General features: G+C 74.9%; 10 protein-coding genes. 6 read left to right on the plus strand and 4 right to left on the minus strand.

Annotation, left to right across the window (positions count from 1 at the left end):
• Nucleotide 1: 1 nt before the first annotated feature.
• The 4 genes from ACLQ3K_RS05165 to trmB form a co-directional block, all read right to left on the minus strand.
• Complete coding sequence (locus ACLQ3K_RS05165; protein ID WP_425997558.1) at nt 2-1,537, minus strand: protein kinase domain-containing protein; 1,536 nt, start codon at nt 1,535-1,537, stop codon at nt 2-4.
• An 87-nt stretch (nt 1,538-1,624) separates the two neighbouring features.
• On the minus strand, nt 1,625-4,663 hold the full coding sequence (locus ACLQ3K_RS05170) for an MMPL family transporter (protein ID WP_425997560.1): 3,039 nt from the start codon (nt 4,661-4,663) through the stop codon (nt 1,625-1,627).
• Between the two features lie 34 nt (nt 4,664-4,697).
• Complete coding sequence (locus ACLQ3K_RS05175) at nt 4,698-5,360, minus strand: NYN domain-containing protein (protein ID WP_224650456.1); 663 nt, start codon at nt 5,358-5,360, stop codon at nt 4,698-4,700.
• Nucleotides 5,357-6,238, minus strand: coding sequence for a tRNA (guanosine(46)-N7)-methyltransferase TrmB (trmB, locus tag ACLQ3K_RS05180; RefSeq protein ID WP_224650458.1), 882 nt, complete (start codon nt 6,236-6,238; stop codon nt 5,357-5,359). Before trmB ends, ACLQ3K_RS05175 begins: the two co-directional genes overlap by 4 nt.
• Before the next feature lie 37 nt (nt 6,239-6,275).
• Between trmB and ACLQ3K_RS05185 the strand changes: the two genes are divergently transcribed.
• Genes ACLQ3K_RS05185 through ACLQ3K_RS05210 form a run of 6 tightly spaced genes read left to right on the plus strand, consistent with a single transcriptional unit; the run spans nt 6,276 to nt 21,246 of the window.
• Nucleotides 6,276-7,004 (plus strand): LppX_LprAFG lipoprotein, encoded by a 729-nt coding sequence (locus ACLQ3K_RS05185; RefSeq protein ID WP_425997563.1) that lies wholly within the window; start codon nt 6,276-6,278, stop codon nt 7,002-7,004.
• A gap of 53 nt (nt 7,005-7,057) precedes the next feature.
• The gene (locus tag ACLQ3K_RS05190) at nt 7,058-8,635 is read left to right on the plus strand and encodes an MFS transporter (protein WP_425998127.1); all 1,578 of its coding nucleotides are present in this window, start codon (nt 7,058-7,060) and stop codon (nt 8,633-8,635) included.
• A gap of 40 nt (nt 8,636-8,675) precedes the next feature.
• Nucleotides 8,676-9,395: a hypothetical protein gene (locus tag ACLQ3K_RS05195; RefSeq protein WP_425997565.1), complete on the plus strand. Its 720-nt coding sequence runs from the start codon at nt 8,676-8,678 to the stop codon at nt 9,393-9,395.
• Nucleotides 9,392-10,489 carry a hypothetical protein gene (locus tag ACLQ3K_RS05200; RefSeq protein ID WP_425997567.1) on the plus strand — a complete coding sequence of 366 codons (1,098 nt, stop codon included), beginning with the start codon at nt 9,392-9,394 and terminating at the stop codon, nt 10,487-10,489. Before ACLQ3K_RS05195 ends, ACLQ3K_RS05200 begins: the two co-directional genes overlap by 4 nt.
• Nucleotides 10,479-10,814, plus strand: a complete 336-nt coding sequence (locus tag ACLQ3K_RS05205) for a DUF6802 family protein (RefSeq protein WP_224650490.1) — start codon at nt 10,479-10,481, stop codon at nt 10,812-10,814. The genes ACLQ3K_RS05200 and ACLQ3K_RS05205 overlap by 11 nt, the downstream gene beginning before the upstream one ends.
• A 46-nt stretch (nt 10,815-10,860) precedes the next feature.
• Nucleotides 10,861-21,246 (plus strand): amino acid adenylation domain-containing protein, encoded by a 10,386-nt coding sequence (locus ACLQ3K_RS05210; protein WP_425997569.1) that lies wholly within the window; start codon nt 10,861-10,863, stop codon nt 21,244-21,246.
• Nucleotides 21,247-21,305: the final 59 nt, after the last annotated feature.

The following is a 21,305-nucleotide window of genomic DNA, read 5'->3' on the forward strand; positions in this document are numbered from 1 at the left end:
ATCAGGTCTCGTCGACCTCGACGCCGTAGGCGCTGACGAGGGCGGCGACGCCGTCGGTCCAGCCCTGCGCGACCGCGCGCAGCCGCAGCACCGGGCCCTCCGCGGTGTCGCGGTGGTACACCTCGCACAGCGCGGCTGCGCGCAGGCCCGGCTCGGGGGCCGTCGGGACCGCCCAGGCGCCGTCCGCGCACTCGACGACCACGGCCGGCACCGTCGGGCGGGTGGGCTCCGGGGCGTCGGAGGCGACCGCGACCACGACCCGCGCGCCCGGCGGCAGCAGGTGCGGCGCGAGGACCAGGCCGGTGGCCGCGAGCTCGGCGATGCCGTCAGGGTCGCGCGGGTTGTTGTAGAAGACCAGGTGCTGCTCGCTGAGCACCCGCCGATCGCCGTCCACGACCAGCGCGAACAGGTCGCTGTCGGACCGGATCCCGGGCGGCGTCACCAGCAGCCGCTGCTCCGCCGACGCCGGCAGGTCCACGGTCTCGCCGCGGCGGAGCTCGACCGTTGCGCCGGGGGCGGGCGCGCTCGGGGGAAGCACGGTGGTCGCGCCGTCGCCGGCGGGGTCGTCGACGGGGCCGTCGACGGCCGGGCGGATCGTGGTCGAGGCGTAGTGCGGATCGTCGCCGGCCCCGTCGCTCTCGCCCGACGGTGCCGACGGTGCCGGCGGTGCCGCCGCGCAGGCGTCGGGGGCGGACGCGGCGATCGCGGCCAGGGCAGCCGCGAACTCGCCGCTCGTCGCGAACCGGGCCGCCGGGTCCTTGGCGAGGGCGCGCTCGAAGACGGCGTCGAGCTCCGCGGGCAGGCCCGGCCCGCGGAGGTGCAGCGACGGGATCGGCTGGTAGAGATGCGCGCCCATGATCGCCGCGATCGTCGTGCCGGCGAAGGGTGGCGCGCCGGTGAGCAGCTCGAACGCGGCGGTCGCCAGGGAGTAGAGGTCGGTCCGGTTGTCCAGCTCGAGCCCGTTGATCGCCTCGGGGGAGAGGTAGCCCAGGGTGCCGACGGTCGTGCCCGTCACCGTCAGCGAGCTCGCCTCCGTCGAGGCCTTCGCGATGCCGAAGTCGACGAGCTTCACCGCGCCCACCCGGCCGTTCCGCATCCGGACCAGCACGTTCGCGGGCTTCACGTCGCGGTGGGTGATGGAGAAGTCCTCGTAGGCGTAGTCCAGCGCCGCGGCCACGCCGCTCACGATCTGCGCGACCAGCCCCAGCGGCAGCGGGCCGCGCTCGCGCAGGAGCTGCTTGGCGTCGGTGCCCTGCAGGTACTCCATCGTCAGCCACAGCCGGCCGTCGTCGAGCCGCCCGCGGTCGTAGAGGTGCACGATGTTCGGGTGCGAGAGCGGCGCCAGCAGATCCGCCTCGTGGATGAACCGCGCCTGGAACTCCTCGCTGGAGGAGACGGCACCGTCGAGCAGCTTGAGCGCGTCACTGCGCGGCAGCCTGGGATGCGCGACGAGGAAGACCTGCCCCATCCCGCCCGCGCCCAACCGATCGAGCACCCGGTACCCGGCGATCTCCAGGTCCTGGTCGTTCCCCGCCACGGTCACCGAGCCTACTGCGCGGCGACCCGCACCGGAATACGGAACGAGCCCCGATCCGTGGGGATCGGGGCTCGCTCGTCGTGCGGATCAGTCCTGGTGCGGGGGACGCTGCTGGGGGCGCGGTCCCTCACCCGTCGGGCCCTGCGGGCGCGGACCCTGCGGCCCGCCCGGGCCCTGGGGACCCTGCGGACGCGGCGGGTACGGCTGGCGCGGTCCCTGCGGTCCGCCCTGCGGCCCACCCGGGCGCTGCTGCCGCGGCATCGGGCCGCTCGGACCCGGGCCGATCGGACCGCTCGGACGCTGGCCCTGCGGGCCGCCGGGGCCCTGCGGGCCGGGCGGCGGGCCCTGACGGTGCCGCGAGGGCTGTCCCGGCCCCTGCGGGCCGCCCTGCTGCGGGCCGCGGCCCGGAACCGGCTGCTGGTAGCTGCGCGGATCCTGCGGCGGGCGCTGCGTGGGCGCCGACGGGCGCGGCGGCAGCTCCAGCCGGCCCGAGAAGCCGGGCGGCGGGCCGGGGCGGCGCGGGCCGGGGCCGACCGGGGTCGGCCGGGCCGGACGCACGTCGGGCAGGTTCGACGGCGGATGGAGCCTGCCGTCCTCGGGCGCCGCGGCGGTCCGCGTGGCGGAGACCGGCGCACCCGCCCCGACCAGCTCCGGCGCGGCCTTGCCCGGCGCCGCGGTCGCGGGCTTGACCGACGACAGCGGGCGGCCGTCGCGGGTCTCGGCCGGCAGCGAGGTCTCGCCGAGGCCGACGGCCTCCTGGATCTTGCGCATCCAGAGCGGCGCCCACCAGGAGTCGTCGCCGAGCAGCTTCATCACGGCGGGCACGAGCACCATGCGGACGACGGTCGCGTCGATGAGCAGCGCGAACATCAGGCCGAAGGAGACGTACTTCAGCATCACCAGGTCGGAGGTCGCGAACGCCGCCGCGACGCACGCGAGCAGCACGGCCGCCGCGGTGATGATCCGGCCGGTGTTGGCCGTACCGGCGCGGATCGCCTGGTTCGTGGTCGCGCCGCCCGCGCGTTCCTCGATCATGCGGGAGATCACGAAGACCTCGTAGTCCGTACTGAGGCCGAAGACCACCGCGATCACCAGCACCAGGACGGGCGCCATCATCGGGCCGCCGGTGAAGTTGAACAGGTCGCCACCGTGGCCGTCGACGAACATCCAGGTGAGGAAGCCGAGGGTGGAGCCGAGCGACAGGAGCGACATGAGCACGGCCTTGATCGGCAGCGTCAGCGAGCCGAAGGCCAGGAACATCATCAGCGTGGTGACCACGACCAGCAGCAGCAGGAGCATGGGCAGCAGGCTCAGCATCGAGTCGATGGAGTCGTACTGCAGCACCGGCATACCGCCGACCAGGAAGCCGACGCCCTTGCCCGGGTCTGCACCGTCCATCCGGATGCCGCGCAGCGCGGTCACCGCCTCGCCGACGGCCTTGGTGTCGTTCGGGTCCTGCATGCTGCCGTTGGACACCCGCACCGTGACCTCCTGGCCGCGGACCTCGAGCTTGTCCGTCGTGCCCTTGGCGGTGGAGACGGCGTCGGTCGCCGCGCTGAACCGCGCGGAGTTCGGGTCCGCGGGGTTCGAGTGCGTGAAGCCGGGGATCTTGTTCGCCTCGTCGAGCACCTGCTTGATCTGCTCGTCGCTGGCGTTGGTGAAGACGATCTTGACCGGCTGCCCGGTGTTGTCCGGGAACAGCTCCTGGAACTGGTCCTGCGCCTGGCGGGTCTCGTTGGTCGGCGGCAGATAGGTCTGCGAGATGCCGCCGAACTGCAGGCCGACGATCGGGATGCAGATCGCGAGCAGCAGCGTCACGACGCCGACGATCGCGGTCTTCGGGCGCTTCATGACCGCGTCGGTCACCTTGCCCCACATGCCGGCCTCGATGTTGGCCTTGGTCTTCGCCCGGCCCGTCTTCTCGGCGGCCCAGTGGATGACGCCGCCGATGAGCGGCAGGTTCCACTTGTCGAAGATGGTGAGGAACCAGTGGAAGCTGAGCGCGAAGACCCGCGGGCCGAGCACCGCGAGCATCGCGGGCAGCAGGGTCAGCGACAGGATCGCGGCGATGAAGACGCCGAGCAGCGCGCCCGTGGCCATCGACGTGAGCAGGCCCAGCGGGGAGATGTAGAGACAGGCCAGCGCGGCGACGATGAGCAGCGACGACATGATGATCGTTCTGCCGGCGGTCATGACCGTGCGTCTGACCGCCGTTGGTGTGTCGTACCCCTCGTCCAGTTCCTCTCTGAACCGGGACACCATGAACAGGCCGTAGTCGTGGGCGATGCCCAGGCCGATCAGGGAGATGATCGGCCCGACGAAGAGGTTGACGTCCGTGAAATCGGCCATCACCGAGGCGACCGCCATGGCGGCGCCGATCGTCATGACGCCGATGATCATCGGCAGCACCGCGGCGACGATGCCGCCGTAGACGAAGAACAGCACGATCGCGACCAGCGGCAGCGCGATGATCTCGGCCTTCTTCTGGTCCTTCTGCACGCCCTCGGTGACCTCCGAGGTCACGGGGACGAGGCCGGCCACCTGAGCTTCGAAGACCGGCTTGTTCGCCTCCGACCGCAGGATCTCCATCAGCGACGGCTGGATCGACACCCAGTCCTTGCCGCGCTGCGTGTCGTCCGCCGACTTCATCGGCAGCGTGAAGAAGCCCCAGGTGCCGCCGGCGGCGTCCGTGCGGGTGAACTTCTTGTACAACCCGTCGTTCGCCTGGGGCGCGCCCGGCGCGAACATCGTGTAGCTGAGGGAGCTCTCCTGCGGGTCCTTCTCGTTGAGCGGGTTCAGCTTCGCGTCCTCACCGGTCGCGAACTTCGCCAGGACGTCCTGGCGCGTCTTCTCGACGGCCTTCTCGACGTCCTCGTCGGAGATCTTCTTGCCCTCCGCCGGCTTGATCAGCACCAGGATGTCGGGCTGCATCTCGCGGCCGTTGGCCTTGTCGGTGACGACGGCGGACGCGACCGAGTCGCTGGCCTCGTCGTAGAGGCCGTTCATCTTGGTCTTGGCGCCGAGCCCGAGGAAGCCCCAGACGCCGGTCGCGGCGATGGACACGAAGAGGACCGCGATGATCGTGTATCGGAACGCGTACGTGAAGCGTCCTATAGCTGCGAACAAGCGAAAATTCCTTTCCGGTGAACCGGTTCTAGGGCTAGGCCCGGCTCGAAAGTAGCGAGGACAGGGGACGGAACGGCTGCAGCCACGCACCCTCGTCGGGCAGCGAATCGAGGCTCACCCGTGGCAGCGGCTCGCGGAACACCCCGGCGATGTCCTCGAGATCGACGAACTCCAGAGTAGGGGACGCCAGCGCCCAGGCGGCGTGCTCGCGGAACCCGAGGACGGTAACCGGTACGCCGCTTGCGGAGATCTCCTCCAGCGGCTCACGGAAGGCCTGGCCGTCCGCGGAGGCGACGACGAGCCCGCCGAGGCCCGGCGAGTACCGCCGGACGTCGATGTGGTCGAGCATGTCCTCGTCCACGTCGCTGTCGTCGTCGACCTTGGGCTTGGCGAACACCGCGTAGCCCACGTTGCGCAGGGCCTCGACCCAGGGGCGGACCACGTCGGCGGTGCCGGGCGCGATGTTGGTGAAGACGGTGGCCTCGGGCTCGAGCCGGGTGTCCGTGTCCGATTCCAGGCCGGCCGTGTACTCGAGGAGCCAGCGGCCCAGCGCGTCGAAACGCGGGCGGTGCGCGGCCGTCGGGCGGCCGCCGAGGATCGAGCCGAGCCCCATGTCGAGGTTGGGCGCGTCCCAGACGAGCAGGACGCGCGCGGCCACGTCGGGCTGCGGGTCGGTGGGTGCGTCGAGCGGAGTCACCGCACCTCTCCTTCCTCCACGCGCTCCCATACGAACTCGTGGATCTCGCGGCCCACCTGCGCGGCCTTGTCCTGGAACTTGGTCACCGGGCGGTCGACGGAGATCGGCAGCCCGGCGTCGGCGAGCCGCGGCGGCAGCACCACGGGCCGCAGCAGCGGCTCCGAGGGTGCGGTCTCCGCAATCGCCTCTGCATAGTCTGCATGATCAGTGGCCACGTGCAGAATCCCTCCGACCCGCAGACGGTCCGCGATCAGCGAGAACATGCGCGGCTGGAGCAGCCGGCGCTTGTGGTGGCGGGCCTTCGGCCACGGGTCCGGGAAGTAGACGCGCACGCCGGTGAGCGTGCCCGGCGCGATCATGTCCTCCAGCATCGCGACCCCGTCGCCCCGCACCACCCGCACGTTCGTCAGCTCCGCGCGCTGCACCGCCCCCACGAGCTGGGCGATGCCGGGCAGGTAGACCTCCACGGCCACGACGTCGTTCTCCGGCTCGGCCTGCGCCATCGCCCACGTCGACGTGCCGGTGCCGGAGCCGATCTCCACGATGAGCGGGGCGGACCGTCCGAACCAGGCCTCCGCGTCCAGCGGATGCGCCGGCGCCGGGAAGCTCTCGCGCGCGCCCCCGGGCGTGCCGTCGGGCGCACCGTCGTCCGGGGGCGAGGCATGGGATGACGCCGGGCCGGAGCCCGGGGCTGCGACCGGGTCCACCGCGACGGGCCGGGCAGGGGGTATGTCCCGGCCGAGGGTCTCCCAGCCCGTGTCCATCGCCAACTGCTGGGCGGGGGTGAGGGCGGCGCGGCGGGACCGGAAACTGGTCACGCGGGGGTACAGCCGACGGTGCTCGGCGCGGGGATCCTGGGACTGGGGCACGCTCTCCATCGTCCCAGCTTCTCGCTTGTGACTTAGCATTGGCCACATGATCGTGCGTAACTCTCGCCACACGGCGCTCCGCCTCGCCTCCACGGTGGTGGCCCTGCTCGCCGTCTTCGGCGTCCTGGCCGCCTGCTCGAAGAGCGAAGGACAGAAGGTGAACGACGCGCCGCTGCCCGACGCGAAGACCCTGATCGACGCCTCGTCGAAGGCCGCACGGGACCTGCACGACGTGCAGCTGGACCTCTCCGTCGACGGCACCGTGCCCAACCTGCCCGTCAAGAGCGTCTCCGCCTACCTCACCAATCAGCCGAAGGTCTCCGGCCAGGGCGACGCCGAGGTCACGTTCAACGGCACCCAGGTCAAGGCCAAGTTCGTGGTGGTCGACGCGCACCTGTGGGCGCAGTTCAGCGCGGGGCAGACCTACCAGGACATGGGCCTCGCGGCCGACATCTACGACGCCTCCGCCATCCTCGACCCGGACAAGGGCATCGCCAACCTCATCTCCTCCGTCCGCGACCCGAAGGTCGAGGGCCGCGAGCAGATCGGCGGCGTCGAGGCCGTCCGCGTCTCCGGGATCATCCCGGGCAGCGCGCTGGCCGGCATCGTCCCCAAGGCCTCGCTCGGCGACCGCCCGCTCACCTTCTGGGTGCAGGAGGCCGCGCCGAACAACCTGGTCCGCGCGAACGTCGGCTTCGACGCCGGAACCCTGACGGTGACGCTGACGGACTGGGGCAAGAAGGTCACCCTGCTCGACCCGAAGACCGCGAAGTGACGATCACCGCGGCGCCGCAGGCTCCGGGGCCCGTGCGCGGCCGCGGTGTCGCGATGGGCGCCGCGGGACTCGCGGTCCTGCTCGGCGCGCTCGACACCTACGTGGTGGTCTCGGTCCTCGAGGACATCATGCGCAGCGTCGAGATCCCCATCAACCGGATCCAGCTCGCGACCCCGATCATCACCTGGTACCTGCTCGGCTACATCGCGGCGATGCCGCTGCTGGGCCGCCTGTCCGACCGGTTCGGCCGCCGCCTCGTGCTGCAGGCCAGCCTCGCGCTGTTCATCGTCGGATCGGTACTGACGGCGCTCGCGGGCACGCTGACGATCGCCTTCCACCTCCCGCTGACCGGGATCGACATCGACGTCACGGCCCTCGACCAGGTGCTCGTGGGCCGCGTCGTCCAGGGCGTCGCGAGCGGCGCGCTGCTGCCGGTGACCCTCGCCCTCGCCGCCGACCTCTGGTCCGCGCGCCGACGGGCCGCCGTGCTCGGCTGGGTCGGCGCGGCGCAGGAGCTGGGCAGCGTGCTCGGCCCCGTCGTGGGCGTGGGCGTGGTGACGCTGGTGCACAACCACTTCTCCTCGGTGCCCCGCGACGACGCCTGGCGGGTCGTCTTCTGGATCAACGTGCCGCTCGCGCTCGTCGCGATGGTGCTGCTGCAACTGACCGTCCCGAAACGCGCGGTGTCGAAGCAGAAGGTCGACGTGGTCGGCGGGCTGCTCCTGGCCGTCGCCCTGGGGCTGTCGGTGATCGGCCTCTACAACCCGGAGCCCGACGGGGAGAACATCCTGCCGCCGAACGGGGCGTGGCTGCTCCTCGCCGCTGCCGTCGCCTTCGTCCTCTTCGCCGTCTGGGAGCGGTTCGCCCGCACCAAGCTCATCGACACCGCGGGCATGCGGGTGCGTCCCTTCCTCGCCGCCTGTGCCGCCTCGGTGTGCGCCGGCGCTGCGCTCATGGTGACGCTGGTCGACGTCGAGATCTACGCGCGGCTGGTGCTGCAGCGCGACGGTGTGGCCGCGGTGCTCACGCTTGTCCGGTTCCTGCTCGCGCTGCCCGTCGGCGCGATCCTCGGCGGCTTCCTGGCCACGCGCTTCGGCGACCGGATCGTGTCGGTCGTCGGGCTCGTCGTCGCGGCGGGCGGCTACGTGCTCATCGCGCAGTGGCCGACCGACGTGCTCTCGGCCCACTACCTCGGTTTCCTGCCCGCGCTCGACACGTCACTCGCGATCGCCGGTTTCGGGCTCGGCGTGGTGATCGGCCCGCTGTCGTCGGCGGCGCTGCGCGCGGTGCCGCTCTCGCAGGCGGGCATCGCCTCGGCGCTGCTCGTCGTGGCCCGGATGAGCGGCATGCTGATCGGCGTGGCCGCGCTGACCACCTTCGGCTTCTACCGCCTCAACTCGATCATGGACTCGATGCCGCGGATCGCCCCGACGGGCGACTTCATGAAGACGGCCATGGAGGTGGCCCGCCAGACGCAGGAGGCCTACGGCCGGATGTTCGGCGAGGTCTTCGGGGTGACCGCGGTGATCTGCCTGGTCGGCGCCGTGCTCGCGAGCTTCGTGGCCGGGGGCCGGCACGAATCGGAGCAATCGCCCACCGTCGACGACGAGGCGCTCGTACCCTCCCGGTAGGCGATCGGCGCGGGGGCGCCGATCGGGAGCGGGGGCTCTCATGGGGGATCTGTCCGTGCGCCGCGGCGCGCCACGGGTGCGGCTGCTCGGCCGCGCCGGGGTCGGGACGACGGTGCTGGGCGCGGCCCTGCGCTCGCGCTCCGTCGAGACGGCCGAGGACGACGGCGGCGCCGACGCACTGCTCTACTGCTTCGCGGGTGGCCTGCGCGCCACCGACCGCGCGGCGATCGCGGCGCTGGACGCCGATCCCACGGGCCCGCCGGTCATCGCGTGGACCAAGGCCGACGCGGCGGGCTCCTGGCGTGCCGCCGACGACTACGCCGCGCGCCTGGGGGAGGTTCTCGGCCGCCCGGTCGTCGCGGTCATGGCGCTGCTCGACGGGGTGGACGCCGCCGACCTGCCCACGATCCGCCGCCTCGCGGAGTCCGGGCTCGCGCTGCCCGAATCGGCGCTCGCGGCCGCGGAGGCGCTGGGCGAGGACGCCCCGTTGCTGCGCCGGTTCGGCGGCTACGGGCTGGCGTGCGCGCTCGGCGCGCTGCGCGAGACCCCGTCGATCCCCGACGAGGTGTTGCTGGCCAGCCTGCGCGAGCTGAGCGGCGTGGACGCGCTGCTCCCGCCGCTCGCCGCGGCCCTGCAGGGGTACGAGGAGCGCCGGGAGGCCGAGTTCGACGGTGCGCTGCGCGCCGTCGCCGCCACGGACTGCGCGCGCCGCGATGAGGCCGAGCAGCTGCTGCTGGACCGGCTGGGGCGGGCGTCGTGACCGTGCTCGTGGCCGGGCAGGACCCGGCCGGTGCGGTGGCCGTCGCGGACCGCCTGGGCGGGGACGCCGCGGCCGTCGGCGTCGACGGGGTGCCGGTGCCGCTCGGCGAGCACCGCGGCGACCACGACGCCCTCGTCTACGTGCTCGACGCCTGCGTCCCCGCCGACGCGGTCGACGCCGCCGCGCTCTGCCGGCTCCGCGCCGGCCTCCCGACGGTGCTCGCCGCCACCGGTGCCGACGTCTACCCGCACGCCGCGGACACCCTGGCGGAGTCCGGGCGGCGCCTCGGCGGCGACGTGGTGAGCGTTCAGCCCGACTCGGGCGGCGGCTTCGCCGCGCTCCGCGCCGCGCTCGCCGACCCGCCGCCGCTGCGGCCCCCGTCGGTCCCGTTGGCCCCGGACACCCACGGCACCGGCCCGGAGACGCCGGGCGGGGTGGGCGGTGCGCCGCCGAGCCCGGCGCTGGAACGGGCCGACCGCTCCGCGTACCTGCGCTCCACCGTCGCGCGGATCCGGGCCGCGTTGCTCGCGGACTCCGCCGAGGGCTTCCGGCGCCACGAGGACGAGCCGGGGCCCGACGTGCGGCCCCGGCTCACCGCGGTCGCGGTCGCGCTGGAACGGTCGCTGCACGCGCAGCTGTGCGCCGCCTACCGCGGCACCTTCGCGGGCTGGCCCGACCCGCCGGAGCCCGCCGTGCCCGTGCTGCCCCGGCCCGACCCGCCGGAGGCACCCGCGCACCGTCGCCGGCCCGAGGACCTGGCGGTGCTGATCCTGGGCGCCTCCGCCGGGCTCGGCATCGGCCGGGCCGTCGCCGCGCCCCTCGAGGCTCTCGGCGCCCTGCGCTGGCTGGCCCTGCCGATCAGCCTCGCCGTGGGGCTCGGCGCGGCGGTCTGGCTGCTGCGGGTGCGGCGCCGCTCGACCGCGCGGGCGGACCGGCGGAACTGGGCCGACGCCGCCGCGGCCGGGTTCCGGCAGCGGGTGGAGGTGGAGCTGGCCGCGGCGCTCGTGGCCGCGGAGGCCGACGCCGCGCTGCGGCTCGCCCGCGGACCGGGAACCGATCGGGAGGCCGGTGCGTCCAATGAATATGGACCCTGAATTCGGGCTGTTCGGATCGCCGGACTCCGACGCCTTCGGCTCCGGCCTGTTCGACGGGGCCGTTCCCGCCGCCGAGCCCGCGCCCGGCGGGCTCTGGGTGCACGCCGACGGCGGCTGGTACGACGTGCACGCCCTCGACACCGACGGTGACGGCATGGTCGACACGGGCACTCTCACGGACGCCGACGGCACCGCCGTCTTCACGGACCTCGACGCCGACGGAGTGGCCGACGTCTACCACCGGGTGCGCGAGAACGGCACCTTCGAGACGTGGCGGTTCGCCGCCGGCCGCTGGCGACTGATGGATAGCGGCGACATTGCTTGACACCGTTCGATAGGGTTGCGATCGCAAACCTGATTGAAGGGGAACAATGGCGAACCGGTTCAAGACGAGGCGCGCCGCGCGCGCCGGTGTGGCGCTGACCCGGGCGCAGGAGTACATCCTCGCCGCCCACCGCGCCGACGGCGCGGGCCCGGTGTGGACGATCAGCGAGTACGTCGTCCTCGACGGGGACATCGACGACGCCGTGCTGCGCCGCGCCGCCGCCTACGTGGCGACCGCCGCCGAGCCCCTCGTGACGCGGATCGACGAGAAGGCGCACACCCAGCACGTCGGTGCCGGAACCACCGTTGTCGTGGAGGAGGTCGACCTCCGCCGCGAGGCCGACCCCGAGGAGGCGGCCCGGCGGTTCGCCGCGGACCGTCTGGCCTCGCCACCGCGGGAGCCCCGCGTCCGACTGGCGCTCGTCCGCACCTCCGAGCGCCGGGTGCGGCTGCTCCTCGAATGCGATCTCGCCGTCGCCGACGGCTACACCGCCGCCCGCGTCCGCGCCGCGATCGCCGCCGCGTACACGGCCCTCGTCGAGGGCCGCTCGCTCGACGCGGACCCCATCCGGCCGCTGCGGGCGCTGCTCGCCGCCGAGTCCGGCTACCTCTCCTCCCAGGACCGCGGGGAGGACGCCGCCTACTGGCGCGGCGCCGGCCTCCCGGGGCCCGCCGTCCTGCCGGGCGGCGCACCGTCGGGCGGGGCGAGCGGCCAGGTCCGCGCGCCCCTGCTGTCCGTCCCCGCGGACCTGGTCCGCAGCCTCGACGCCGAGGCCCGCGCTGTGGGCGTGCGGAACTTCACCGTCGCCGTCGTGGCCGCCGCGCTCGTCGCCGCGCGACGCACCGGCGCCGAGCGCGTGCGGGTGGACCTGCCCGTCTCGGGACGCATCGACGAGACCGGCCTCGACACCGACGGTGCCGCCGGGACCACCATCGCGGTGCGCGTCGACCTGCCCCGGGAGGGCACGGTGCGCGCGTGCCTGCGGGCCGTCGACGCCGGGATCCGCCAGGCCTTCCTGCACCAGCGCGGCCGCCCCCTCGACGGCGAGCACGGCTCGACCGGCGTGGTCGTCAACTACCTGCAGCCCGTGCCCGAGGACTTCGCGGGCGTGCCCGGCGGCACCGAGGTGGTCAACGCCGGGCCCGTCCGGCACCTCGCCTTCGTCGCCCTCGCCGTGGACGGTGGGCTCACCCTCGACGTCCGCGGCCGGGCCGGGGTCTTCGACGCCCCGCAGGTCGCGGCGCTCGCGGCCGAGTGGCGCGGCGCCATCGCGGCGCTCGTCGCCGACCCCGACGCGCTCCTCGGGCCGTTGCTCGAGGCCGTGCCCGAGGACGTCGCGCCCGAGGCGCCCACGACCCCGGCCGCCGCGACGACCGGTGGGGACGACGTCGCGCTCGTCGCCGAGATGCTCGGCGGGATCCTCGGCGTTCCCGAGGTGGGCCCGGACGACTCGCTGTTCGACCTGGGCGGCACCTCGCTGGTCGCGGTCCGGGTCACCGACCGGATCGCCGAGCTGAGGGGTGTGCAGGTCCCCGTGGTGGAGGTCTTCGACAACCCCACGCCCCGCGGCATCGCCGCGCTGATCGCGACCGCGCCGCCCGTCGCCGCCCCGGCCGTGCGGCCGTTGAGCGGCCTCGCGCTGGGCACCGTGGACGAGACGGCACCGTCGACCTCCCGCCCGGCCGGCCCGTCGATCCCCGCGCTGGGCGACGTGACGGAGGCCCCCGCCTCGCACGCGCAGGCGGGGCTGTTCCGCGACTTCCAACTGGGCGGGCCCTCGCCGGTCTACAACATGCCGCTGGTCCTGGACTTCGACGAGCCGATCGACGCCGCCGCGATGGCCCGCGCCGTGCGCGACGTGGTGGTGGGGCACCGGGCGCTGCGCACCGTGCTGCGGCTGCGCGACGACGACGTGGTGCAGGACCTCGCCGTCCCCGTCGACGAGGACCGGCTGCTGGAGCGGCGCACCGTCCCCGCCGAGGAACGCGACGCCGTCGCCCGGGAGTGCGCGGCGTACGCCTTCGACCTCGCCGCCGAGCCGCCCTTCCGCGGCTGGCTGCTCGAGGATCCCGATCCCGACGAGCCGCCCCGCATGGTCCTCGTGCTGCACCACACCGCCGGCGACGGCGCCTCCGTGGGACCGCTGCTGCGCGACCTCGTCGCCGCCTACGCCGCCCGCCGCTCCGGCGTCGCGCCGGACCTCGGCGCCCCGGCCGTGCAGTACGCGGACTTCGCGGCCTGGCAGCTCGAGCGCCTGCGGGACCCCGACGGTCCCGTCGTCGCGCAGCGCGACTTCTGGCGCCGCACGCTCGACGGTGCGCCGGCCGAGACCGTGCTGCCCGTGGATCGCCCGTACCCCGCCGACAACGGATTCGACGGCGGCACCGTCGATTTCGCGTGGCCCGCGGAGCTCGCCGAGCCCCTGCGGAAGCTCGCGCGCGCGCACGGCGCGAGCCTGTTCATGGTCCACTACGCCGCCCTCGCGGCGCTGCTGTCCAAGCTCGGCGCCGGCGACGACGTGGTGATCGGCACCGCCGCGTCCGGCCGCCCCGCGTCGTGCGACGACGTGGTCGGCATGTTCGTCAACCTGCTGCCGCTGCGCGCCACCGTCGACTGGTCGGCGGAGTTCGGCGACTACCTGCGGGGCACCCGGGAGACGGTGCTCGACGCCTACGCGAACCAGGACGTCCCCTTCGGTGAGATGGTGGCGATGCAGCCGCGCGGCTCCGCCGACCGGCACCCGATCTTCCAGGTGATCCTCGGCTGGAACGAGGATCCCGGCTGGGGCGACCTGCGCGACGTGCTCGGCGCCGAGGTGGCGCCGATGGCCGCCGGGACCTCCCGCGCCGACCTGCTGTTCAGCGTCACCGAGTCCGCCGACGGCCTCACCGGCGGCGTCGAGTACCGCACCGACGTCTTCGACCGCGCCACCGTGGAGGCCCTCGTCGCGCGCTGGCGGCGGCTGCTCGAGCAGGTCGCCGCGGACCCGCGGACCCGCGTGGCCGCCCTCGACGTGCTGCTCGACCCCGAGCCCGCGACCCTCGAAGCGTGGGGCGCACCGTCGGGCCCGGAGCGCACCGCGACCGTCCCCGACCTGATCGACGAGTGGATCGCGGCGACGCCCGACGCGCTCGCGCTGGCCGACGACGACGAGTCCCTGACCTACGCCGATCTCGACCGCGCGGCGAACCGCTGGGCGCGGTACCTGCGCGGCGAGGGTGTCCGGCCGGGCGACGTGGTCGCGCTGACCGTGCCGCGCTCGGCGCGCCTGATCGTGGCGGAGCTGGCCGTACTGCGCGCCGGCGCCGCCTACCTGCCGATCGATCCCGCGTACCCCGCCGAGCGCATCGCGTTCCTGCTGGAGGACGCGGCGCCGCGCCTCGTGATCGGCGCCGACACCGCCCCCGACCTGCACGAATTCGACGATTCCCCGCTCGCCGACGCCGAGCGCGGCGGGCCGCTGCGGCCGGACGACGCCGCGTACGTCGTCTACACCTCCGGCACCACCGGCACCCCCAAGGGCGTCGTCGTGCCGCACGCCGGCGCCGCCGGCCTGGCCGCGGCGATCGCCGCCGGGACCGGCGCGGGCCCCGGCGCGCAGGTGCTGTCGAACTTCTCCGTCGGCTTCGACATCTCCTTCTGGGACCTGCTCAGCGCCCTCGCCACCGGCGGCACGCTGCGGATCTCCGGCGAGACCCGCGTGGGCGACGAGCTCGCCGACTTCGTGGAGGAGCACGGCGTCACGCACGCGCTCATCACCCCGTCGGTGCTGGCGTCGATCACGCCGGGCCGGATGCCCGGCCTCACCTCGCTCACCGTCGGCGCCGAGGCCGTCACGCGCGCGCTCGTCGAGACCTGGGCGCCGGGCCGGCGGCTGATCAACGCCTACGGCCCCACCGAGCTCACCGTCGCCGCGACCGTCGGGCCGCTGACCCCGGGGGAGGGCGCCGTCTCCATCGGCAAGCCCATCGGCGGCTCCCGCGCCTACGTCCTCGACGCCGGGCTGCGGCGCGTGCCGCCGGGCGTCGTGGGCGAGCTGTACGTCGGCGGGCCCGGCGTGGCCCGCGGCTACGCGGGCCTGCCCGCGCTCACCGCGTCGCGCTTCGTCGCCGATCCCCTCGGCGCCGACGGCGCGCGCGTCTACCGCACCGGCGACCTGGTGCGCTGGCTGCCCGGCGGCGAGCTGGAGTACGTGGGCCGCGCCGACGACCAGGTGAAGCTCCGCGGCTTCCGGATCGAGCCCGGCGAGGTCGAGGCGGCGCTCGCGGCGTGCCCCGGCGTCGGCGGCGCGGCCGTCGTCGTGCAGGGCGACGGTGCCGCCCGGCGCCTCGTCGGGTACGTCACCGGCACTGCGTCCGAGGCGGACGTCCGGGCGCACGCCGCCCGGCGGCTGCCCGCGCACATGGTGCCCGCCCGGGTGCTCGTGCTCGACGCGCTGCCGCTCACCGCGAACGGCAAGGTCGACCGCGCGGCGCTGCCCGTGCCGGACGCCGGCGACGACGCCCCGTACCGGGCGCCCGGCACCTCCGCCGAGGAGATCCTCGCCGGGGTCTTCGCCGAGGTGCTCGGCCGCGAGCAGGTCGGCGTCGACGACTCCTTCTTCGAGCTGGGCGGCGACTCCATCACGTCGATCCAGCTGGTCGGCCGCGCCCGCGCCGCGGGCCTCACCATCACCGCGCACGACGTCTTCGCGCACCGCACCGTCGCGGGCCTCGCGGCGGTGGCCCGCCGGGCCGACCCCGCCGACGCGGTGCCCGACGACGGCGTCGGCGAGATCGCGCCCACACCGGTCCTGTCCTGGTTCGCCGCGCACGGCGGCACCCCCGAGGGCTTCCACCAGTCGGTGCTGGTCCGCACCCCGTCGGCCGTGGGCACGGAGACGCTGCACGCCCTGACGCAGGCGATCCTCGACCGGCACGACGCCCTCCGCGCGGAGATCGGCACGGCGCCCGGGGGCGGCTCGTCGCTCGTGGTGCGGCCCGTCGGTGCCGTCGCCGCGGCCGACGTCGTGGACCGCGTCGACGCCACCGGTCTGTCGATCGACGAGGTCGGCGCGATGATCGCCGCCGAGCACCGCCGCGTGACGTCCCTGCTGCGGCCCGGCGCACCGTCGCTGCTGCGGGTCGTGTGGTTCGACCTGGGCCCGGAGCGGGAGGGCGCGCTGCTGGTCGCGGCCCACCACTTCGTGGTCGACGGGGTCTCGTGGCGCATCCTGCTCACCGACCTCGCGACGGGCTGGCACGCCGCCTCGACGGGCCGGCCCGTGGTGACGGCCCCGGTGGGCAGTTCCTTCCGCCGCTGGTCGACGGTGCTCGCGGACCGTGCCGCGCAGGTGGGACCGGAGGACGTCGAGCACTGGCGGTCGGTGCTCGACGGTGCGCCGTCGCTGGTCGACGGTGCCCTCGACCCCGCCCGCGACACCCACGGTGCCGCCGGCCGCGCCGAGCTGACGCTGCCCGCCGAGATCGCCGGGCCGCTGCTGGGCGCGGTGCCGGAGTCCTTCCACGCGGGCGTGCAGGACGTGCTGCTCGCGGCCTTCGCGACCGCGGTCACCGCGTGGGCGGGCGAGCGCGGCCGCGGCGCCGACTCCGCGCTCGTCGAGGTGGAGACCCACGGCCGCGACGAGTCCCTGGCGCCCGGGCTGGACCTCTCGCGCACCGTCGGGTGGTTCACGAACGTCCACCCCGTGCGGCTGCGGCCGGGCACGGACGGTCCCGCCACGGCGGTCAAGCGCATCAAGGAGCAGCTGCGGGCCGTGCCCGGCGGCGGCCTCGGCTACGGCCTCGCGCGGTACGGCGGCGCCGGGAGCCGAGCGAGCGGGCCGGATCAGCACGGCCACGGCACGGCGGCGGAGCTCGCCGCGCTGCCGCAGCCGGAGATCGGCTTCAACTACCTGGGCCGCACGACCGGCGCGGGCGATCAGGCGTGGGCGCCCGACCGCCGCTTCCCCGACCTCTCCCCGGCGCCCGACGCGCTCGCGCTGATGCACGCCGTCGAGGTGAACGCCGTCGCCCGCGACGGCGCGGACGGGCCCGAGCTGGTCGCGGCCTGGACGTGGGCACCGGCGCTGATCGACGAGGACGCGGTCCGCCGGCTCGGCGCCCTGTGGTTCGACGCGCTGCGTGACGTGGTGGCCGCGGCGGGCAGCGGCGGCGGGCACACCCCGTCGGACTTCCCGCTGGTCGCGCTCACGGGCGAGCAGGTCGAGCGCCTCGACGAGCGGTACCCGGGCCTGGAGGACGTGCTGCCGCTGACGCTGCTGCAGCAGGGATTCCGCTACCACGCCGAACTCGGCGACGCGGCGGGCGACGCCGCCGATCCGTACGTCGTGCAGACGGTGATCGACTTCGAGGGCGTCCTCGACGAGGACCGCTTCGCCGAATCGGTGCGCGCGCTGCTGGCCCGCCGCGAGGCGCTGCGCGCCCGGTTCGTCGCCGACGGGCTGGACGCCCCCGTCCAGGTCATCGCGGCGCCCGGGCCGGTGCCCTTCCGCCACGAGGACGTGCGCGCGGAGGACGACCCGGACGCCCGGTTCGTCGAGCTGGCCGCCGCCGAGCGGCGCCGCGGCTTCCGCCTCGACCGCGAACCCGGCATGCGGTTCCTGCTGGTCCGGGTGGGCGAGCGCGACGTGCGGCTGGTGGTGACGAACCATCACATCCTGTGGGACGGCTGGTCGGCGCCGGTGATCTTCCGCGATCTCCTGGCGGGGTACGCGGGCATCGATCCCGACGCCCTCGGCGGGCCGCGGGCGGGCCTGCGCGACTACTTCACCTGGCTGCAGGGGCGCGACCGGGAGGCCGCGCGCGCCGTCTGGGCGGCGGAGCTGGACGGCCTCGACGAGCCGACGCTCGTCGCGCGCGACCGCCCGCTGCGGTCCGGGGCCGACGGCGGACCGTCGGGCGAGGGACACGACGAGGTGCGTGCGATCGTCCCCGACAACCTCAACGCGGCCGTCACCCGCCTCGCGGGCACGCTCGGCACCACGCCCGGCGCGGTGCTGCAGGCGACGTGGGCGATCGCGCTGGGCGGCGCGACCGGCCGCGGCGACGTGGTCTTCGGGTCCGTGCAGTCGGGCCGCCCCGCGCAGCTCGACGGCGTCGAGGACCTGGTGGGCCTGCTCATCACCACCTCCCCGGTGCGGGTCCCCCTCGACCCGCGCGCGACGGTCCGCGAGGTCGCCCTCGGCGTGCAGGAGCAGTACGTGCGCCTGCTCGACCACCAGCACCTCGGCCTCACCGAGATCGCCCGCGCCACCGGCCGGGACGAGCTCTTCGACTCGCTCTTCGTGGTGGAGAACTACCCGTCGACGGCGGGCGCGACGATCCCCGGCACCGACGTCGAGGTCGTCGACGTGCACGGCGACGAGGCCACCCACTACCCGCTCTCCGTCGCCGTGGTCCCGGGGCGGACCATGCACGTCCGCGCGGGTTTCCGCACCGACGCGCTGGACCGCGGCCGGGTCGAGGACCTGATCGACCGGTGGCGCCGCGTGCTGACCACCGCGGTCACCCGGCCCGACGCCCGCCTCGCCGACGTCGACGGCACCGGCGAGACCGAACGGCTGCTCGTGCGCCGCTGGGGCGGCGCCATCGGCGGCGTCCCGGCCCGCACGCTCCCGGAGCTCTTCGCCCGACGCGCCGCGGCCCGCCCCCGCTCCCGCGCCGTCGCCGGCGACGGCGCCCCGCTCAGCTACGCCGAGCTCGACGCGCTGTCGAACCGGTGGGCGCGACGCTTCCTCGCCGAGGGCGTGGGCCCGGGCGACGTGGTCGCCGTGACCGCGCCGCGCTCGATCGGCTTCGTCGCCGTGGTGCTCGGCGTCGCGAAGGCGGGCGCTGCCTTCCTGCCCATCGACGCCGCGACGCCGCGCGAGCGCATCGAGGCCATGTTCGCCGACGCGCACCCCGTCCTCGAGGTCGACGGTGCGCTGCTCGACGCCGGCCCGGGTGACGCCGGGGACGAGCCCGTCACGGACGCCGACCGGCGGTCGCCGCTGACCGCGCAGGACGCCGCCTACGTCATCTTCACCTCCGGCTCGACGGGCACGCCCAAGGGCGTCGCGGTCACCCACGCCGGCCTCGCCGACCTGGTGCGGACCTTCGACGAGCTGGACCTGGGCCCGGGGACGCGGATGCTGCACAACGCCTCCGTCGGCTTCGACGCGGCGGTGTGGGAGCTGCTGTGCGCCCTCGGCACGGGCGGCACGCTCGTCGTCTCGGCGACGGTGCGCGCGGGCCGCGAGCTCGCCGACTTCGTCGAGAAGCACCGGGTCACCAACGCGGTGCTCACCCCGTCCGTGCTGGCGTCGGTGCCCGCCGGGCGGATGCGGGGCCTCACGTCGCTGGTGGTGGCCGCCGAGGCGGTGCCGCGCGCGCTCGTCGACCGCTGGGGCCGCGGCCGCCGGCTGGTCAACGCCTACGGCCCCACCGAGGCGACGATCGCCGTCTCCTTCGCGCGGATCCGCCCCGGGGGCGCCGGCCCGGTGCCCATCGGCCGGCCCGTCCGCGGCATGGCGGTCCGGGTGCTCGACGGTGCCCTCCGGCGCGTCGCGCCGGGCGTCGTGGGCGAGCTGTACGTCGCCGGTGCCGCGGTCGCCCGCGGCTACGTGGGCCGTCCGGGCCTCACGGCGTCGCGGTTCGTCGCCGACCCGTACGGCGGGGCCGGGGCGCGCATGTACCGGACGGGCGATCTGGTGCGGTGGCTGCCCGACGGTGCCCTGGAGTACGTGGGCCGCGCCGACGACCAGGTGAAGATCCGCGGCGTGCGGATCGAGCTGGGCGAGGTCGAGGCGGCGCTGACCTCGGTCCCCGGCGTGAGCGCCGCGGTCGCCCTCGTGCGCGACGGCGCCCGCGGCGGCCGGCTCGTCGGCTACGTCGTCGCGCCCGGCCTCGCGCCGGACGAGGTGACCGCGGTCGTCGCGCGGCGGCTGCCCGCCGCGATGGTCCCGTTCGTCGTGGTGCTCGACGCCCTGCCGCTCACCCCGAGCGGCAAGCTCGACCGGGCGGCGCTGCCGGAGCCGGTGTTCGCCGCGGCCGCCGGGTACCGCGCGCCGGAGACCGACGAGGAGCGGGCCATGGTCGCGCTGTTCGAGTCGGTCCTCGACGCCGAGGACGTGGGGCTCGACGATTCCTTCTTCGAGCTCGGCGGCGATTCGCTGTCGCTGATGCGGCTGGTGGACCGCGTGGACGTCGACTTCGGGGTGCGGGTGCCGATCGCGGGGCTCTTCGAGAGCGCCACGCCGGCGTCGGTGCTGGCGTCGCTGTCGGAGGCCGGCCGGCCCCGGGCGGTGGAGGTCCCCGTCGACGACGTGCGGTTCGCGCCGTCGGCGCCCGACGTGACGCCCACCGGCCACGAGGTCCTGGTCACCGGCGCGACCGGCCTGCTGGGCGGGCACCTGATCCGCGCCGTGCTCGAGGCCGATCCGACGGCCCGCGTGCAGGCCCTGGTCCGCGCCCGCGACGAGGCGTCGGGGCTCGAGCGCATCCGCACGACCATGCGGGGTTACGGCTCCTGGTCGGACGGCTACGAGGACCGCATCACCGCGCTCCCCGGCGACCTCGCGTTGCCCGCCCTGGGGGTCGAGGCCGCCGTCTGGGACCGCGTGATCGAGCAGGTCGACGCGATCATCCACTGCGGCGCGCGGGTCAACCACGTCGAGCCGTACGCGCGGCTGCGGGCGGCCAACGTGGACTCGACGCGGTTCCTGCTGGAGCTGGCCTCGCGCCGGCCGGGGACGGTCTTCCAGTTCGTCTCCACCATCTCGGCGGCGGGCGCGTTCGAGGAGATCCCCGACGCCGGGTACACGCACTCCAAGTGGGTGGCCGAGCGGGTCGTGGAGCTCGCGGCGGCGAGCGGCGTGCGGTCGACGATCCTGCGGCCCGGCCTGCTGACCGGGTCCCTGGACTCGGGCGCCACCAACACCGACGACGCCTTCTGGAACCTCGTCCGGTCGATCGCGACGGTGGGGGCGGCACCGTCGGAGCTGCTGGACCAGACGATCGAGATGACCCCCGTCGACCGGGCGGCCGAGGCGATGGTCGACGTCCTGCGCGTCGGCGCCGAGCCGCTGCGCACGCTCGAGGTGGGCAGCGGATCCCGGGTGAGCTGGGCCGAGATCGTCGGTGCGCTGCGCCGCGGCGGCTACCCCGTCGAGGCCGTGCCGGGGCACGTCTTCCTGGAGCGGCAGACCGCCGCCTTCCGGGACCGGCCCGAGGTGGCGGAGGCGCTCGCCCGCGCCATCCTGCTCATCCGCGCAGGTCTGGAGCGCGAGACCGTCGGCGAGGGCGGGGGCTGGACCCCGACGAGTGCCGCCGACGGGCGCATCGGGCTCGACGGTGAGCGGGGCCCCGTCGGGGACGCCGGGCTCGACGTCTACGTCGACTACTTGGTGCGCGTCGGCTTCCTGCCGGGCGCGGCGGAAGTGGCCGATGTGTGATGTGAGATGTTGCACGTCACCCTCGGTTCTGTGACCTTGCCCGATGTGTGACACTGGTT

Origin of the sequence: Tsukamurella sp. DT100, from assembly GCF_049844855.1 — a bacterium.
In the GTDB taxonomy this organism is placed as follows: Bacteria; Actinomycetota; Actinomycetes; order Mycobacteriales; family Mycobacteriaceae; genus Tsukamurella.

Excerpts from the sequence above, each read along its gene's own strand:
- trmB (WP_224650458.1), bottom strand. The coding sequence starts at position 6,238 with ATGGAGAGCGTGCCCCAGTCCCAGGATCCCCGCGCCGAGCACCGTCGG.
- ACLQ3K_RS05185 (WP_425997563.1), top strand. The coding sequence starts at position 6,276 with ATGATCGTGCGTAACTCTCGCCACACGGCGCTCCGCCTCGCCTCCACG.
- ACLQ3K_RS05190 (WP_425998127.1), top strand. The coding sequence starts at position 7,058 with ATGGGCGCCGCGGGACTCGCGGTCCTGCTCGGCGCGCTCGACACCTAC.
- ACLQ3K_RS05195 (WP_425997565.1), top strand. The coding sequence starts at position 8,676 with ATGGGGGATCTGTCCGTGCGCCGCGGCGCGCCACGGGTGCGGCTGCTC.
- ACLQ3K_RS05205 (WP_224650490.1), top strand. The coding sequence starts at position 10,479 with ATGGACCCTGAATTCGGGCTGTTCGGATCGCCGGACTCCGACGCCTTC.
- ACLQ3K_RS05210 (WP_425997569.1), top strand. The coding sequence starts at position 10,861 with ATGGCGAACCGGTTCAAGACGAGGCGCGCCGCGCGCGCCGGTGTGGCG.